This window comes from Prosthecobacter debontii (genome assembly GCF_900167535.1).
Classification (GTDB): Bacteria; Verrucomicrobiota; Verrucomicrobiia; order Verrucomicrobiales; family Verrucomicrobiaceae; genus Prosthecobacter; species Prosthecobacter debontii.
Genome location: NZ_FUYE01000003.1, coordinates 147286 through 163451, shown reverse-complemented (window position 1 = coordinate 163451; position 16166 = coordinate 147286). Strand labels below are relative to the sequence as shown.

Here is a 16166-nt window from a genome sequence, read left to right as displayed (position 1 = left end):
AGTGCGGACTGTGAATGTGGAATGGCCCCATCGCAAAACCCAGCGAAGCCTACTCCTCTGGCTCCGGTTGCACACGTTCAAGAGATCAAGTTCGTGCCGATGCTCAAGAGCGTCGTAGTGCCACGCTTTGCTCCGCTTGTTTCCCAGAAGCCGCCACGGTCTCTTACAGAGAATGCATTCCTGCCGCACTGCCCGCCTGCATTGGCGCTGCATTGCACCCTCCTCATCTGACGAAGCCTCGTTTCAACAGGAGAATTGTGCTCGTTTCCCGCGCGGCACGACCCCGAAACGAAGCTTTTTCCACGAGGACTCAATGAAGACATCATCACCACTCTCTGTTCTGGCGCTGTCCGTGGCAGTAGTATTCACGGCCCAGGCCGAAGACAGCACCACGGTTGCAGGACCGATATTTATTAGCCGTCTCATGCATGAGGCAGTCACCACGCATCCCTCCATCGCCGCCGTAGAGGCGCGTATGCAAGCCGCGACATCAGCCATAGGAGCCGTGCGGCTTTGGGAAGATCCGCAGCTCGGACTCGGCCTCACCGCCGCGCGGCGTTCGATGAGGCAAGATGATGGTGATATCTTTGTCGGCGTTGATCAAATGCTGCCACGTCGAGGGCTTTACAACGCAGAGAAGCGCCGCGCAACCGCTGAACGGCAAGTGCAACAGGCGACACGACAGCAAACAGCGGCAGAGCTGGGGCTTTCTGTCGGTCAGGCGGTGCTGGAACTGGCGCTGGCAGATGAGCTGATCCGTCTCCAAACTGAGAATCTCACCTGGCTGCAAACCATCGTGAAGACCGCTGAGGAGCGGACGAAGAACCCAGGTGCCACGGCGACGGAATCCTTGCGGCTGGAGAGCGAACTGGCCGTGCGCACGCAGACGCTCGCGTCCCTGAAACGACAACGCACGCAATTCACCACGTCGCTCAATCTTCTTTTGGGACGTGGTGCTGACACTCCATGGCAATCATTGGCCCTTGATAGCAAGGCGTCCGAACTGACCAATGCTACGGCCTTGAAAACGCGGCTGGAACGCGGCAATCCAAGGCTCGCGGTCATGCGCCATCAGATCGATAGTGCGCAGGCGGAGGCGGATGCATCGCGTGAAAAACGCAAGCCCATCATCTCCGTCGGCGTCGAGACGAACACCTATTCCGGCGGTGATTTCCGCGATGCGATGTTCGCCGTGAGGATCACTCTGCCGTGGTTCAATCGCTCTGTTTACAAAGCGGACATCGCCCGTGCTGAGAGCCTGCGTGATGCCGCGCGCAGTGATCTCGCTGCCCAGCAACGCGAGCTATATATGCAACTCACCACGCTGATCACTGAGGCGCAGAATAACCAACAAGCCGTCAAAGCCTACACGGCCGAAGTGCTACCAAAGACAGAGGAAGCTGTTGAGACGATCCAGAACGCCTGGATTTCCTCCAAGGCCACGCTGCTGGAAGTACTCGATGCGCGTCGCTCCCTTTTAGAGGCACGGCAGGAACAGAAAAGGGCGCTCGCCGCCCGGCACGTAGCCGCGCAGGCATTAATCGCCCTCACTGGCGGCACCTCCAACCCTCAAGGAAAGTAACGCCATGAAATACTTTATCACACTGCTGATCATCATCGCCGCCCTCGCCGGAGGCTGGTTCCTTCGCGACAAATTTGGCGGCACGTCCATAACTGCCGCGCCGTCGACCAATGAGCGCAAGGTGCTCTTTTACCAGAGCGCCATGCACCCCTGGGTGAAAAGCGACAAGCCGGGACGCTGCACCATCTGCGGCATGGCTCTCACGCCCGTCTATGAGGGAGAAAAAGGCATAGATACCTCTGGCGGTGGCGAAGTTGTCGCTCTGACTCAAAACCAAATTCAAGTCCTGCATGTGGAGACAGCGGCGGCGAAGGTTCAGCCGCTCACTCGGACGCTGCCTGTGGCAGGCATGATCGATGACAATGCCACGCGCCACCGCATCCTCTCGGCCTACATAGATGGTCGGATCGAGAAGCTACATGTGAACTTCATGGGCGCGGAGGTCAGCGAAGGCCAGCCGCTCGCAGAGTTCTACAGCCCAACATTGCTCCAGTCTGAGCGCGAATACCGCCAGCTCACGGGCGATCTGAAGAAGAACACCGGCCTGCGCCTGCGGCAGATGGGGCTGACACCATCACAGATCGAAGCACTGGATAAAAAAGCCGGTGATGCTCTGACCTCCCAGATCCTCTCTCCCATCAGCGGCACAGTCGTGGGGCAGAACGTCTATGAAGGCCAGTATGTGACGGCAGGGGAGAAGCTGCTTGAGATCGCAGACTTCTCAACCATGTGGTTTCAGTTCCGCGCCTATGAGCAGGACATGCCGTGGATAGAGATCGGTCAAAGTGTGACCGTGACCACGCCATCTCTGCCCGGAAAATCCTTCGAGGGGAAAATCACCTTCATCGACCCGAATTTCGACGAAACCACGCGCTCCACCAAGGTGCGCGTCGAGCTGGCAAACCCTCTCATCAATGGCCGCCGCGTGCTGCTGCATCGCCTCTATGCGGATGGTGCTCTAAAAGTCGCAGCCCCCGCCATGCTTACCGTGCCACGCTCCGCCGTCATCGAGACCGGCCCCGAGGCAGTCGTCTATGTTGATCGGAGCGAAGGTGCCTACGCCCGCACCGTTGTGAAACTGGGCCGCCGTGGCGACAAGCTGATGGAGATACTCTCTGGTATCCAGGCCGGGGACAAAGTGGTGACAAATGGCAACCTTCTCATTGATGGACAGGCCGAGATGAACCGCTCCTTCATGACACCCGTGGAGCCGATGAAACCCGCAGCTCCCATGCCCGCGTTGAGCGACGCGAAGAAGCAGGCCATCAGTGATTTTGTGAAACTATCCGATGCCATGGCCGCAGCCCTTGCCGCTGATGACTTGGCTGCATTCAACAAAGCCAGTAAACCCGCGATGATGAAGGCCGGCGAATTGATCGAGGCGCTGCGTTCTCCTGAAGGCACGCTGGACACGCTGGATGCCCTCGAAAAATCCAGGCACTTCCACGGCTTCGACGACCTTCAAAAAGCACGCGTTGCCTTCCATTCTTTCACCATAGCAGCCACCGCTGTCCTTGAACCGCTGCGCATGGCGGATGGCGCACCCTCATTCAACGTCTGGGAATGCGCCATGGTGGATCAAGCCATTCCAGATGCGCCGAAGAAAGGCCGCTGGGTGCAGATGCCTGGGCGAGCGGGCGAGAACCCCTTCTTCGGGAAGGAAATGCTCAACTGCGCCAAGGAAATCAAGCGTGGAGGTAGCCAGCCATGATTGAGGCCATCATTCATTGGAGCCTGAAAAACCGCTTCCTGGTCGCTTGTGCTGCGTTGCTGCTCATCGCGCTGGGCGTGCGGGCCATTTACCTCACGCCTGTCGATGCGATTCCCGATCTCACGGAGAACCAGGTGCTCGTCTATGGCGAGTGGATGGGCCGCAGCCCACAGGAGGTCGAGGATCAGGTGACTTTCCCGCTGTCCACCGGACTGCAAGGTCTGGCGGGGGTCAAAGAGGTGCGTGCAACTTCGATGTTCGGCTTCTCGCTCATCACCATCATCTTCGAGGACAAGGTGGACACTTACTTTGCACGAGCGCGAGTGTTGGAGCGACTGAACTACTTGCAAGGCTCCATGCCCGAAGGTGTGAAGCCACAGCTTGGCCCTGATGCCTCCGGCCTGGGCTGGGTATATCAGTACTACTTCGATGTTGATGCCTCCAAAGCAAAGGACGGTGGCTATGATCTCGCGGAGCTTCGTTCGCTGCAAGATTGGTATGTGCGCTACCAACTCGCCAGTGTGCAAGGCGTGGCAGAGGTGGCGAGCATCGGCGGTTTTGTGAAGCAGTATCAGGTCGAACTGAACTCTACCAAGATGCGCATGTCGAACATCACACTGATGGATGTGATGACGGCGGTGCAGAATGCGAACCTCAATGTCGGCGGCAAGGTAGTGGAAGAAAATGGGGCCGAGTTTGTGTTGCGTGGCATCGGCCTCGTCACAAGTGTCGAAGACCTGGAACTCGTCACCGTGAAGGCGATGGGGGGCACGCCCATTTACTTGAAGGACATCGCCACCGTGCAGATCGGTGGCGACTTTAGACGCGGTGCGCTCGACTTAAACGGACATGAGGCCGTGGGCGGCACCGTGGTCATGCGCACCGGTGAAAACGCCAAAGCCGTCATCGAGCGCATCAAGGAAAAGATCGCACAGATCGCGTCCAGCCTGCCACCTGGTGTCACCATCAAGCCCTTCTATGATCGCAGTGAGCTGATCGACAACACCATTGGCACACTCAAGCACGCACTACTGGAGGAGTTCATTCTCGTCACGTTCGCACACATCATTTTTCTCTGGCACTTCCGCAGCATTCTCATTGTTACGCTGCCCTTGCCGATCTCGATCTTGATCTCTTTCCTGCTGATGAAGGAGTTTGGCATTACCAGCAACATTATGTCGCTCACTGGCATCGCCATCGCCATCGGTGTGCTGGTGGATGCGGCCATCGTCGTCACTGAGAACGTTATTCGACACTGTGAGGAAGCTGAGCACAAAAAAGGCGGGCGGCTAAACTCCAAAGAAACCTGGGATATCACGCTCGTTGCTTGCACACAGGTCGGCAGGCCCATCTTCTTCGCCATGGCGATCATTATCCTCGCTTTTGTGCCGGTATTTGCGCTCAGCGGTCAGGAGGGGAAACTGTTTCATCCGCTGGCCTTCACCAAGACTTTTGCCATGATCGGCTCCACTCTGCTCGCGGTGACTCTGGTGCCGGTGCTGTGCTCGCTGCTGGTGCGCGGGCCATTTCATTCAGAGGAAAGCAACATCGTGATGAAGTTCCTGCTCCGTTTGTATGAGCCAACGCTCAACTGGGCGCTCAATCATCGGAAAACGGTCATCACGGCAGCCATGTGCATCCTCGCGGTGGCTCTGCTCACCGCTTTTGGCCTGCCACGCGCCACGGTGAAGAGCATCCGCGATGCAGGCTATCCGCGCCTCAGTGAAATCGTCACGGGTTTTGGCAAAGAATTTATGCCTCCGCTCAATGAAGGCAGCCTGCTCTACATGCCTGTGATGATGCCAAAGACCGGTCTCAAAGAGATCCAGCGCGTCATGTCCTGGCAGGATGCCGTCATCGCTGCCACGCCCGAAGTCGAGTCTGTCGCGGGCAAGTTGGGACGCTTTGAAACCGCAACCGATCCCGCGCCCACCGAGATGCTGGAAACGACGATCATGCTCAAGCCGGAATACATCCGCGATGGTCGCTGGAGCGTGAAACGCAATCCTGCATGGCGTGAAGGCATGACAGTGGAAAAACTCAAAGCCGAGCTGACTGAAAAGATGAAGCAAGTGCCTGGCTATGTGCCAGCCTTCCTGCAACCCATCGAGAACCGCATCCTCATGCTCTACACTGGCATTCGAGCGCAGGTCGGCGTGAAGATCTATGGTGACAACCTCGACAAGATCCAGCGCAAAGCCTTCGAGATCGAAAAACTTATCAACAGCATCGAAGGGGCCGCCGGAGTATCGCCTTCACGAGTGCAGGGGAAGCCCTACCTCAATATCCAGGTGGATCGTCAAGCGATGGCCCGCTATGGCCTCAGTGCCAAGGATGTGCTTGATGCCGTGGAGATTGCCATTGGCGGCAAGAACGTCAGCACCACCATCGAAGGTCGGCAGCGCTTTCCCATTCAGATCCGGGTGCAGCGAGGCGAGCGTGACGACATCGAGAAGCTCAGCAGCATCCTTGTCGCTGCACGTCAGGGCATGAGTGCATCCGGTGCCGATCCGCAGGGAAGTGGCGGAGGCATGACCAGTAGCGCTGCGCCCGCGCCACCCGCAAGTATGGCATTGAGCGCAGGAAACACACCCATCACTTATATCCCGCTTGGCATGGTGGCGAAGATCACCCGTGAAGTCGGTGCCAATGAGATTGCCAGTGAGAACGGACGCCTCCGTTCCTACGTTCAAGCCAACGTGCAAGACCGAGACCTTGGCGGCTTCGTTCAGGAGGTCGAGCAGAAGCTCAAGGCCATCAACTGGGAAGGCATGACTTACAAAATGACCGGCGAGTATGAAAATCAGCGCCGTTTCGTACAGACGATGCAAGTCGTCTTTCCCATTGTGCTGCTTATCATCTTCGTGCTGCTCTACATCGTCTATCACAGCGCACTGGAGGCCGCGCATGTCATGCTCGCCGTGCCCTTCGCTTTGAGTGGTGGCGTGTTACTGCAAAAGCTGCTCGGTTACAATTTCAATGGAGCTGTCTGGGTCGGTTACATCGCCCTCTTTGGCACCGCTGTACAGACCGGTGTCGTCATGGTTGTGTATCTGGAGGAGACCGTGAAAGCCCGCATGGCGCAACTTGGAGCCGCTTTCGCTTATAGTGACCTTGTGCAGGCTGTGAAGGACGGCGCACGCTTGCGTTTGCGCCCAAAAGTGATGACCGTCGCCACCATTGTCGCCTCCCTGCTGCCGATCATGTGGAGCCACCGTCAAGGATCTGAAGTCATGCAACCCCTCGCCACGCCCGTCATCGGCGGCATGATCTCCAGCCTCATTCACATTCTTATTGTCACTCCTGTCATCTTTCTCTGGCTAAGAGGACGTGAGTTCCATGATAAACCCAATGTGATGAAAACCTTGTAGGTGTGCTAGCGAGATCACTTTTGAGTTAGTGGTAGTGACAGCAATATTCCAGCTCTCCCCGGCTTTTTGACATAAAGAAAGAAAGTCATAGATGACATGCGCTATCCCGCCTTCGCCTCGTCTAGCCGTCCAGCGGCATAGGCACCAAACACGGCACGGATTTCATCCCTCACCCGCTGGAATACGACAAACTGTTCATTCTCAGACCCGGTCGCATGCGCAGGATCATCGAAAGGGAAATGGTGACGGTTTACCTGCCCTGGAAACATCGGACACACCTGATCGGCGTTCCCGCAGACGGTAATGACCGTTTCAACATCCTGACGGAGGAACTCATCCAGGTGCTTGGAACGATTGCCCGAGATATCAATCCCGATTTCGGAAAGAGCTTTGATTGCAAGCGGATGTACATAGCCAGTCGGCTTCGATCCGGCACTTTCAATACGATGTGAATCACCGAGAGCAGTTCTCAGGATGCCTTCGGCCAAATGAGAGCGGCAGCTGTTGCCTGTGCAGAGAATCAGAATGAGGGGCTTTTGTGTCATATTATATCCTGTTAGACTTTGAAAAATCTTGAGCGCAGCCAGAAAGCGACATGCACCAGTCCGATCAATGCTGGAACCTCAATCAGAGGCCCAACCACAGCCGCAAACGCAACACCTGAGTGCAGGCCGAATACGGCAATAGCTACCGCAATGGCCAGTTCAAAATTATTGCCAGCAGAGGTGAACGCAATGCTCGTTGAGCGAGGATAATCAGCCCCAAGTTTGGCTGCCATGACAAAGCTCACCAGAAACATTATCCCAAAATAGAGGACCAGAGGGATCGCAATGCGGAGCACATCCAGCGGAAGCTCAACAAGCGCCGTGCCCTTGTACGTGAACATCACGGCAATCGTGAACAGCAGCGCAACCAATGTGATTGGCGAGATCTTCGGCAGGAACTTCTTCTCATACCACTCCTCACCTTTCCAAGGCACCAAAACCACCCTGCTGAGTGCCCCTGCGAAGAACGGAATCCCCAAGTAAATGGCGACACTCCAAAAAATCTCCGCCATTTTGACATCCACCACTACCCCCTCAAGACCGACATAACCAGGCAGAACGGTGATGAACAACCAAGCATATGCCCCATACAGCAGGACCTGAGCGATGCTATTCAACGCCACAAGCCCAGCAGCATATTCGTTACTGCCCTTGGCCAGCTCATTCCACACCAGGACCATTGCAATGCACCGGGCAATGCCAACCAGAATCAACCCGACCATGTATTCAGGATAATCGCGGAGGAAGATAATCGCGAGCACCCACATCAACAGCGGGCCGATGATCCAGTTCTGGACCAGTGAAAGCGTCAGTATTCGCGTGTTGGAAAACAGCTTGGGAAGCTCCCGATAACGGACCTTCGCCAATGGCGGATACATCATCAGGATCAGCCCAACCGCAATCGGGAGATTTGTAGTCCCAACCGTCAGGGGTGCAAAGAAATCAGCTGGATCACTGATCACGTAATTGCCGAGAATGACCCCAACGGCCATTGCAGCAAAAATCCACACCGTCAGGTAGCGGTCCACAAAGGACATCTTCCGTGCGACATCTTTAGTCATAAAAAACTCCTAGCAGCAGCCGCTCTTTGGCGTGCGGCAGTTTGATTCCTGGGTTTTTGGGGGAACCACGCAAAGTTCCGGGGCCAGACACTGAGTGTGCTTGTGCGCGAGTTTCAGCGTCACAGAGCTTTCATCCATCGTCACATCTTCAATCGTGTATTGGGAGATGACTCTGTCCTCATACTCAACCTCAACAGGTACGCTCTCATCAGGAAGGAATGACCGGGCTTTCTCAAGAATGGCAGCCGCCTTGCCTGCCTCAATGCGGTGATCCACATCTTCGCCCACCCAGATCTGCAACTGGCAAACCACGTTCTCACGCATTGTCCCGCCGCAATCAATGAAGGTCTTCTGCACCTTCCCAACTTCAGTCACATGGAAGGAAAGCGGAACAGGTGAACCGTCTGGAAGCTGAATTCTGAAATGCTTCTCACCTTCGTTTTTCAGCAGTGCTTTAAATTCATTCAGGTTCATTATTTGGCTCCTTTGGTTTTGCTTTTAGGTTTTGGGATTAGCGGATTCAATTTCTTGAGCCCCTTCGGAATCGGACAACAGCTCTCATCCCGCTCGGCAAGTCTCTTCACTGCCTGCTCAGCATCTGCTTTCAGAACAGCGTCTCCTGCTGGCGACTCCTCAAAAAACTCAACCATCGTGGTCAGGAGATGACGATGGTTTGGTGACAGCCGGTAATAGATCCACTTCTCGCATTTCTCACTGTCCAGCATTCCCGATTTTTTAATGACCTGGACATGACTCGACACCGACGACTGAGGCATGTCCAGAATGTCTGCGAGCTCGCAAACACACATAGGTTCACTGAAAATCAACTGAACGATCCTCCAACGGGTCTCGTCGGCAAGAGCATGGGCGAATGCAACGATATTTTTCATGACGAAAACAGTCGTAACGTATTTTCCAGTTACGTCAATGTTGTAATTTTAATATCGCCACACCGCCATTCCTTCCCCCGACCAAGGTTGTCCCAAGCAGTGTACGGGAAAATCACGAGGCCAACGATGTTGCTGGCACGGTCTCCCCGCCGACACCCATATTGCAGGAAACTTGGGTTCCACCTGGCCCAAGCACTGGAAATACGAATAATCTCTTGATCAGCCTATTGGGCCAACATAGATAGTTGCGGGAATAGTGTGTCTGTACAGTGCTCGTGAACTGGCTCGTCCAGACTAGGATCTTCACAAGATCAAGCGCCGTGTTGAGAGCTCAGATGACTACACGACGACAAAAGCGATACCTCCCTTACGGCATTCGCCCCGATTCGAGTGAAGCTTTTATCTTGCAGAACCAATTTTAAAAGTCATCCCAGTCGAAACAGTACACATCCGGATTCGGAATGTTGAAGCTGTTAGTTCACGATAATTAATGCGTTATGTCAGTCGATACGATTGTTTACCAACAATCCGGGGCAATGTTTACTGTTAGACATGTGACACGCGCTAAGCGGCTGAATTACTAATTAAGTTGTTAACATTCTCGGGCCGGTAGCGAATAAGTCTTGGGCCGAAATAAATAGGTGTCAAGAGACCACGGCCTTGTAGCCGTTTGACCGTCATATTTGATACACACATGATACGGCAGACGTCTTTTCTAGATAATAAAGGTGCCTCTATGTCATTTTGAATTTTGTTGTTTGGTTTTACTGAAATCATACTAACTAATTAAGATAACTCCACCGGCATTGCCATTCAAGAGTTAATTTTCAGTTAATAAAAAAGCATCTTTGTGCCGACATTTCAATAGACCGCTAATGGAACAATCGGATCTTGTGCGTACTGTAGAAAAAATATGAAATGAATATTGGCCAAATTTTTTTGAGCGTCTGACTTTATAAAACCAGATGAAGGTTGATCTCAGATTCTCTAGGGCATGTTTCAAGATTAGTTTCTGAGGGATGAAATGCAGATACCGAACAGGTCAAAAGCCATGAAGAAACATCGGTTTTATCATACCGCATGGCGGTGCGGCGCATCCCATGCTCGACAGCCTCAAACGAGGCAGGGCGTGCCGGATAAGCAGATCAAACCACGGACCAAATTTATATCCGACTCCACGGCACCGCTGATGGTACCCGCATGACGATACCGATGCGAATTTCAGACATGGGTGGGTCGCAGCCGCCTCAGCGATGCCAAGCGGACATGGGCCTACTTCAATAATGATCGCGACGCCTAGTCGTTGAAAAACACCGGAGAGTTTCGGCGATTTCTGGAGGCCGAATAAAACTGCCCCTGTCCATGCGCCAATCTCACTAGGCTGCTATTTGTTTTAATGTCATCGACGTGTCATAACCTTCGTTTACACAAATAGTCCGTGCATGGATTTTAGCACCTTCACCAATGACATCGCCTGCGAGAGTCTCGACTTTCAGTAAGAGAGGATAGCCAATAATTATTTTAGCTGCATCTTGGATGGCATCATTGAAGTAAACAAGATCCTCTTTTGAGATTAATAGCCCGTCATGCATAGACACGTGAAAACGGTTTTCAGTCTTAAAAGTAGATCTAAAGATTTTGGTTTCGATTTTTCCTAGTTTCCTGGCCACCGTCATCCCACTTTTATGAATCTTTTGCAGGGCTGCGTGAAGAGATGGAAAGTCTCTCTGAATCACTGTACGAATCTGCTGGACCTTTTCATTGTGTTTTAAGTCCTTACTCGACATAGCCTCCATAAATGGGGTTTTCCATTCATTTTTCTCAATCTTATCCACTCCGACAAGATCTGTATAAAAATTACCCGACATGCATATTTTTAACCAGCGATACCTCTCTTTCCAATCTTCAATTTCACTAGCCAAAAGAATTGGATTCATGGCTGAAGCATCAATAATGAGTAGAGGTTTGCCACCGACATGACGAATATATTTTCTCAACGCCTTTTTCATGCATATGACATCGTGATATATTCTACCTGTCTTCTCTTCGTCCATCGCATCTGGATCGCCGTCTGAGATCAGATGCTTCTTGGTAAAAAAAGAGCGAACATAAGAATTTGATTCGAGGTAGTCAAAGTCGGGGTCACTAAATACTTCGTCGGCAATAATGAGCTGGTCCAAATTGTTTTTGATTATAAGAAATTTATTTTTTACCTTACCGTTTGATTTGTGAGAACCATACTTGTGTGTCAGAGCTGGATTTGGGATATGAAGGCATATTGTTATAAATTCTCTATTCTTTATTTGATTCCAAATTTCGTCATTGACTGTGTACTTTTTACTGAAAGATGCCTTCTTGCGCTGTGAATAAGATTCAACGTTTTCTTTACTGCGAAATATGTTGATTAGTCCTAGGGCCTCTGCCTCAAGAATTATTTCTCTATACTTCTTTCCCAATACCACCGTGAGGTCTCTCTTGGCACTGAGAGAAGTAAACCGATAATCCACAAACTGGTTTGCAGTTTTATTCTGGAATTTATTTCTTCGGTTGGAGAGTTGTTTACGAAGCTTATGGATAAGCAGTGCGAGCAGCCTGTCGATATTGGAGATCTTAGAATAAGCGCCTCGAGTTAGAACAAATTGAGATTGTACGTATTTTGGTTGTTTCATTTGAAATTGAATTTTGCGCCCCGTCCATTGGTGGGTGGGGAAAGATGTCCAGATCTCCTGATTGTATCTATTGATGAGGACTGTAATTAATTAAAATTGATATATATATATATTAGGGTGTGGTGGGTCGCCGAAAATTATTAATGTATTAAAGCAATATGTTACACCCTCGGCGACGTTGATTGATTGCTAACTCACCATGTTCTGGCAAATTTGGCCTAGCAGAACGGAAGAGCGAGGCACGTCTATGCCTAGAATAGGCGTCAAATACCAAATGGCTCAGTCCAAGGATTTTGTAGCCATCGGCTTAGAAGGGACCTCACTAGAGGCTCTAACATGCCTCGCCTTGTTTTTAAAGCCAGATTCTACCAGCCCCTGCTTTGCGTTAGTACTGACATTGAGGTGATTGATTCAATCAATCACTGTCGCGACATGCCTCCAAGCTCACAGCCTCGAGGTCAACATTTGAACTCCCCTTTCAAAGGACATTTTGTCCAAGTCCTTTACCTGTCCTTCGGAGGTAATGAACAATCCTGATGTAGGATGGTAAAGCGCCCCGTTACGTCCTGTAAGGGCTCCATCGGGCCCCTTCAGCAAAGGGTGGTCTGAACTCAGCTTTGCTATGGCCGTTTTAAGTTTAGCTAGATTGCTATCTAGTCGATTTTGGTTGTTTAGATTCACAATGAAATCTACACCAAAATAGTATGGTATGCAAGCATTTTTATCAAAAAATTGAATGCCGCTAAGAATGACAAACTATTCCAAATGAGAATGTTTATGCTGGTAAACTTATTCAGCAATTCTTTGAAACATCAGGGTTAAGCGGTGGACGAAATTTTCATTCTGAATAATTATTGGCGTCCGTTTTCCAACCAAATGCGATTGACAATCGCGTTTCGATGCATTATACTAGAAGCCTCTGGGGCGAAAAAAACCAAAAAAGAATAACTCCTATATTCTCAACTTGAGAACTATAGAATAGTTTCCAAATTGTACATGTAATCCATATCCATAATATTTTTCAATGTTATGGATATAAAGAAGATTACAGAATGTATGCGTCAGTGTCTCTCCTCCCATATTATTTGGCACAGAAACACTTGATTTCGTTACAAAATGTACCCCTAAAATCCTCAGTTTAGAGGGGTTCCTTCAACTTTTTCGATTTCGATTTAGTTACTAAACTGGGTGCGTCCTTGTCGATCTTAATAATTTCTGTACCAGAGGACATTTTCAGTCTCTTTGTACACATTTGATGCCTCAGACATTTCCACGGTCCATAACTGTCAATGTACAGCCGTTTCTCAAAGATTCTGACCGCTGCCCATTTTCTGACTTCCACTTTTCTGCTGCCTTATTCTGGACGATGCTTGGTCATGGAAGTCGAGACATTGGCTTCTTATTAGACATTCCTGACGATGCTCAGCTCATCGGCGATACCCTGATTTTGAGTAAGCCTGAAGATGTCCCCTCTCAGGTGCAGGCATTTGGCATTCGCTGTCCATTGCCATCGGAAGTCAGGGAACGGGATTCCGTATGGACATTTGAATTTCTAAAATATGGCGGCTGGGATGTGTTAGTGGTCAATTCCATTCCTGTCGCGGTCCTCGGTTCCGATGCCTGTCCTCCCGGTCCTCTGCCACCCGGTGACGGGCCTTTAGCAGTGTCCTGGTGCGCCTACAGAGGTCTTGAGGGATTCGTGTCCACATCTCGTATTAAACGGCTTCAGATCCAGGCTCTGGAGCCATTGACAGCAGTGACGTTGGAAGCTCTTTCACATTTGGCAGAGCTCCAATATTTAGAATTTGTTGCAAAGAACGTACAGAAGCTTTCAGCCTCCCTGTTACCACGGTCATTGACACATCTCTCTGTCAATCTGCCAGAGGGTGTAGAGGACCTGTACTCACTTCGCTACCTGAGCAATCTTACAGTGCTTCACTTGGCGCAGTGCAAATCACTGCGAAACCTCAAAGTCTTGAGCAAACTTCTAAAAATTGAGGACCTTAAACTTCAGGGGGCGACAACTCTGACTGATATCACTGAGATCGGTGATATGGAATCACTCCGGGTACTTGATCTTTCTGGAGCCATGGTGCTAAGATATCTCTGTCCGCTCGCTCGCCTTAAACGCTTGCAGAGCGTGAATCTGATGCATTGTGACAAGGTCACAGATATCTCGCCTCTTGCGGCCAATAAGGGGCTCAGACGGCTGGATTTAAGCGGCTGTGCCAAGCTCAAGGATCTCAGTCCCTTAAATTCTCTGATCGACACAGAAGTTGCGTTGCCGACTGATTGGGCTTGGAATGATCTGTGACAACTTCGCATGTAATGTGTCAGTCTCCATCTGCCATTTCCTCGGAGTTAAGGAACAACCGAAACCAGATAATCTATATGATTGACATGCAGACTGTCGCAATCTTTAGAAGTGCCTAATTTATTGATTCAATGACAAACATTTTCGTTTCGTCAATACTGACGGAATAACCGTGGGAATAACCAAAGTATTTTGTCTCAAAATTTGTCTGGCGAGTAAACCCGTCCCTGACCTCAACAAGCTCACTTTCCAAATGAGGTAGATCATACCTGGAACGCATAAAACTGGCAAATTCCTCATTGGACATTAATCCTGCTTTAAAGAAAACCTGTGCCGCCATAGGACTAATCAAGACTTTGTTAATGATCCCATCCTTGTCAGCATAGATTATGGGGGCCTTTAAAGTTTTTAGTTCGATAGTACCTCCAATAAATCCCTCCTCGCCAGCTAGTGCTCCAAACAAAAGGGCCGCTGTTTTGTCTTTTGAATTCTGTACTGCGTTCTGAAAACCATGAAGAACACCCATCTTCTGAAGCGCCTTCAACCCCTGTGCCGTGGTGCATATGATGGCAGAATTGTCGGGGGCTCTCCGCATCTCCATTTCTTCGCCCTGTAGTTCAGATCTATATTTCTTATTGAAGGCATCGCAGATTTTGAAAATGTGGTCACCAAGTTGAATATCCAGAATCTCTGGTCCCTTGATATTAGGATTCACGGGTTCTTGCGTTTTTACTTCCATGGATACCTCCTCAGGATTGTCTATATTTTCCATTCTTGCTTCTCCAAGATCGTGCCTGACAAGCATACCTGTACCAAACTCTTCAATTATTGCTGAGAAATAAACTACTTTATTTTCATGAAATGAACTGACATCTTCTGACTGGAATGTGACATTGGCATGGTTCCAGGTGTCCAGCATGACAGTGATTGTTCGGCTTGATTTCACATCTGTCACATTCCCTTTAAAGAAGTACCTTTTGCCTAGATGCTTACGTTCATACTGTTCCTTCTGAAGGGTGGTCCCTTCAGATGCATTAGCAATAACGGCATTCCCGTCATTAGCCTGTCTCTTGGTTTCATTTGCTTTTTGTTCCTTTGTTAAAGGTTCTTTAGTTTTTGAAGAATCAGAATCTCCAAACATAGCCCCCAGGATCACTAGTCCGAAAATTACTGCTAATATCAGTCCGAGAATATGTGTACAACCGAACTTTTCCTCTGACTTTGATTCAACCGCAGGCTTTCCTGATGGTGGAACAGGGGGAATATTATTTCCGGAGATCAGCAAAGATGGAAAGACGGCACTAAGCTTCAGCCAATCAGTGAACCCTTCTGTCCATACCAAATCGTTTGGATCGAATCGACCTGAGCGTACGCCTGCGGTAACTTCATTTTCAGCAAATGGTCCTACCTGCTGACCGTCCTTGAAGATATGGTATTGCATCATAATTTTTAATTCTGCCCCAGATGGAATTGCCCATTTTAATGGGCGTGCTAGTGCCGTCAACGCGGGATTTGTGAGGAGATGGAAAACCCATCTCAAATTGATCCTCGTGAACGCGCTATTGTCCTGGCATTGAAGGCTGAAAGAGAACGACAGGGAATTTCAGCGGCCCAACTCGCCAGGGAAATCAAAATCAGCCGAAACACAATTCCCAATCTGGAGAGAAATGAAGCCCGACCCACGCTATGGGTGCTTTTGAAAATCTGCGATGGTTTGAAAATCAATCTAAAGGAGTTAATGTGAAAAGAAAATCACCCCGTGCACACTGTACTCGCGCCCCTGACTGCCTCACCACGGACTCTCGCTGACTAGGGCAATATCATGATTTGGATGGATGTGGAGATCCGGTCAGCGAGATAAAGCTTACCTCAAATGTCGGAACGCCAAACTCTCGACATGTTTTGAAAATTTTCCTGCTCAGGGGAACACGCGCGGGCTGCGTTCAGGGAGGGATCACCCGTCAAAATGCACAGATTTTGCACAGTCGCAGGAAATTTTTGACGCCTAAAATCAACGTAATCC

Annotated in this window: 11 protein-coding genes; 5 read left to right on the top strand and 6 right to left on the bottom strand. The window is 50.5% G+C overall.

The genetic code is table 11. From position 1 onward, the window contains the following. The first annotated feature begins 313 nt into the window (after positions 1-313). From B5D61_RS05505 to B5D61_RS05495, 3 genes are read left to right on the top strand one after another with little or no spacing between them, the layout of a single operon-like run. Positions 314-1582 carry a TolC family protein gene (locus B5D61_RS05505; protein ID WP_176159237.1) on the top strand — a complete coding sequence of 423 codons (1269 nt, stop codon included), beginning with the start codon at positions 314-316 and terminating at the stop codon, positions 1580-1582. Between the two features lie 4 nt (positions 1583-1586). Beyond that, positions 1587-3293 (top strand): efflux RND transporter periplasmic adaptor subunit, encoded by a 1707-nt coding sequence (locus B5D61_RS05500; protein WP_078812315.1) that lies wholly within the window; start codon positions 1587-1589, stop codon positions 3291-3293. Next, positions 3290-6664, top strand: coding sequence for an efflux RND transporter permease subunit (locus B5D61_RS05495; protein WP_078812314.1), 3375 nt, complete (start codon positions 3290-3292; stop codon positions 6662-6664). The genes B5D61_RS05500 and B5D61_RS05495 overlap by 4 nt, the downstream gene beginning before the upstream one ends. Positions 6665-6765: 101 nt before the next feature. On the opposite strand, the gene B5D61_RS05490 is transcribed toward B5D61_RS05495, so the two are convergent. From B5D61_RS05490 to B5D61_RS05470, 5 genes are all read right to left on the bottom strand, one after another. Then, entirely contained in the window at positions 6766-7209 is a 444-nt protein-coding gene (locus B5D61_RS05490) for an arsenate reductase ArsC (protein ID WP_078812313.1), read from the bottom strand. An 11-nt stretch (positions 7210-7220) separates the two neighbouring features. Further along, positions 7221-8270 carry an ACR3 family arsenite efflux transporter gene (gene arsB / locus B5D61_RS05485; RefSeq protein WP_078812312.1) on the bottom strand — a complete coding sequence of 350 codons (1050 nt, stop codon included), beginning with the start codon at positions 8268-8270 and terminating at the stop codon, positions 7221-7223. A gap of 9 nt (positions 8271-8279) precedes the next feature. After that, on the bottom strand, positions 8280-8744 hold the full coding sequence (locus B5D61_RS05480; protein WP_078812311.1) for a DUF6428 family protein: 465 nt from the start codon (positions 8742-8744) through the stop codon (positions 8280-8282). After that, positions 8744-9160 carry an ArsR/SmtB family transcription factor gene (locus B5D61_RS05475; protein ID WP_078812310.1) on the bottom strand — a complete coding sequence of 139 codons (417 nt, stop codon included), beginning with the start codon at positions 9158-9160 and terminating at the stop codon, positions 8744-8746. The genes B5D61_RS05480 and B5D61_RS05475 overlap by 1 nt, the downstream gene beginning before the upstream one ends. A 1376-nt stretch (positions 9161-10536) precedes the next feature. After that, positions 10537-11829: a hypothetical protein gene (locus B5D61_RS05470; RefSeq protein WP_078812309.1), complete on the bottom strand. Its 1293-nt coding sequence runs from the start codon at positions 11827-11829 to the stop codon at positions 10537-10539. 1255 nt (positions 11830-13084) lie between these two features. Between B5D61_RS05470 and B5D61_RS05465 the strand changes: the two genes are divergently transcribed. After that, positions 13085-14143, top strand: a complete 1059-nt coding sequence (locus tag B5D61_RS05465) for a leucine-rich repeat domain-containing protein (protein ID WP_078812308.1) — start codon at positions 13085-13087, stop codon at positions 14141-14143. A 115-nt stretch (positions 14144-14258) separates the two neighbouring features. Here B5D61_RS05465 and B5D61_RS05460 read toward each other — a convergent pair whose 3' ends face one another. Then, positions 14259-15587, bottom strand: coding sequence for a DUF4339 domain-containing protein (locus B5D61_RS05460; RefSeq protein WP_078812307.1), 1329 nt, complete (start codon positions 15585-15587; stop codon positions 14259-14261). Positions 15588-15665: 78 nt separating this feature from the next. Here B5D61_RS05460 and B5D61_RS05455 point away from each other — a divergent pair, with 78 nt between their 5' ends. Next, positions 15666-15887, top strand: a complete 222-nt coding sequence (locus tag B5D61_RS05455; protein ID WP_078812306.1) for a helix-turn-helix transcriptional regulator — start codon at positions 15666-15668, stop codon at positions 15885-15887. Positions 15888-16166 lie beyond the last annotated feature (279 nt).

What these genes read in the sequence shown, in the direction of transcription:
- B5D61_RS05505 (WP_176159237.1), top strand. Translation starts at nt 314, where the DNA reads ATGAAGACATCATCACCACTCTCTGTTCTGGCGCTGTCCGTGGCAGTA.
- B5D61_RS05500 (WP_078812315.1), top strand. Translation starts at nt 1,587, where the DNA reads ATGAAATACTTTATCACACTGCTGATCATCATCGCCGCCCTCGCCGGA.
- B5D61_RS05495 (WP_078812314.1), top strand. Translation starts at nt 3,290, where the DNA reads ATGATTGAGGCCATCATTCATTGGAGCCTGAAAAACCGCTTCCTGGTC.
- B5D61_RS05490 (WP_078812313.1), bottom strand. Translation starts at nt 7,209, where the DNA reads ATGACACAAAAGCCCCTCATTCTGATTCTCTGCACAGGCAACAGCTGC.
- arsB (WP_078812312.1), bottom strand. Translation starts at nt 8,270, where the DNA reads ATGACTAAAGATGTCGCACGGAAGATGTCCTTTGTGGACCGCTACCTG.
- B5D61_RS05480 (WP_078812311.1), bottom strand. Translation starts at nt 8,744, where the DNA reads ATGAACCTGAATGAATTTAAAGCACTGCTGAAAAACGAAGGTGAGAAG.
- B5D61_RS05475 (WP_078812310.1), bottom strand. Translation starts at nt 9,160, where the DNA reads ATGAAAAATATCGTTGCATTCGCCCATGCTCTTGCCGACGAGACCCGT.
- B5D61_RS05470 (WP_078812309.1), bottom strand. Translation starts at nt 11,829, where the DNA reads ATGAAACAACCAAAATACGTACAATCTCAATTTGTTCTAACTCGAGGC.
- B5D61_RS05465 (WP_078812308.1), top strand. Translation starts at nt 13,085, where the DNA reads ATGCCTCAGACATTTCCACGGTCCATAACTGTCAATGTACAGCCGTTT.
- B5D61_RS05460 (WP_078812307.1), bottom strand. Translation starts at nt 15,587, where the DNA reads ATGATGCAATACCATATCTTCAAGGACGGTCAGCAGGTAGGACCATTT.
- B5D61_RS05455 (WP_078812306.1), top strand. Translation starts at nt 15,666, where the DNA reads ATGGAAAACCCATCTCAAATTGATCCTCGTGAACGCGCTATTGTCCTG.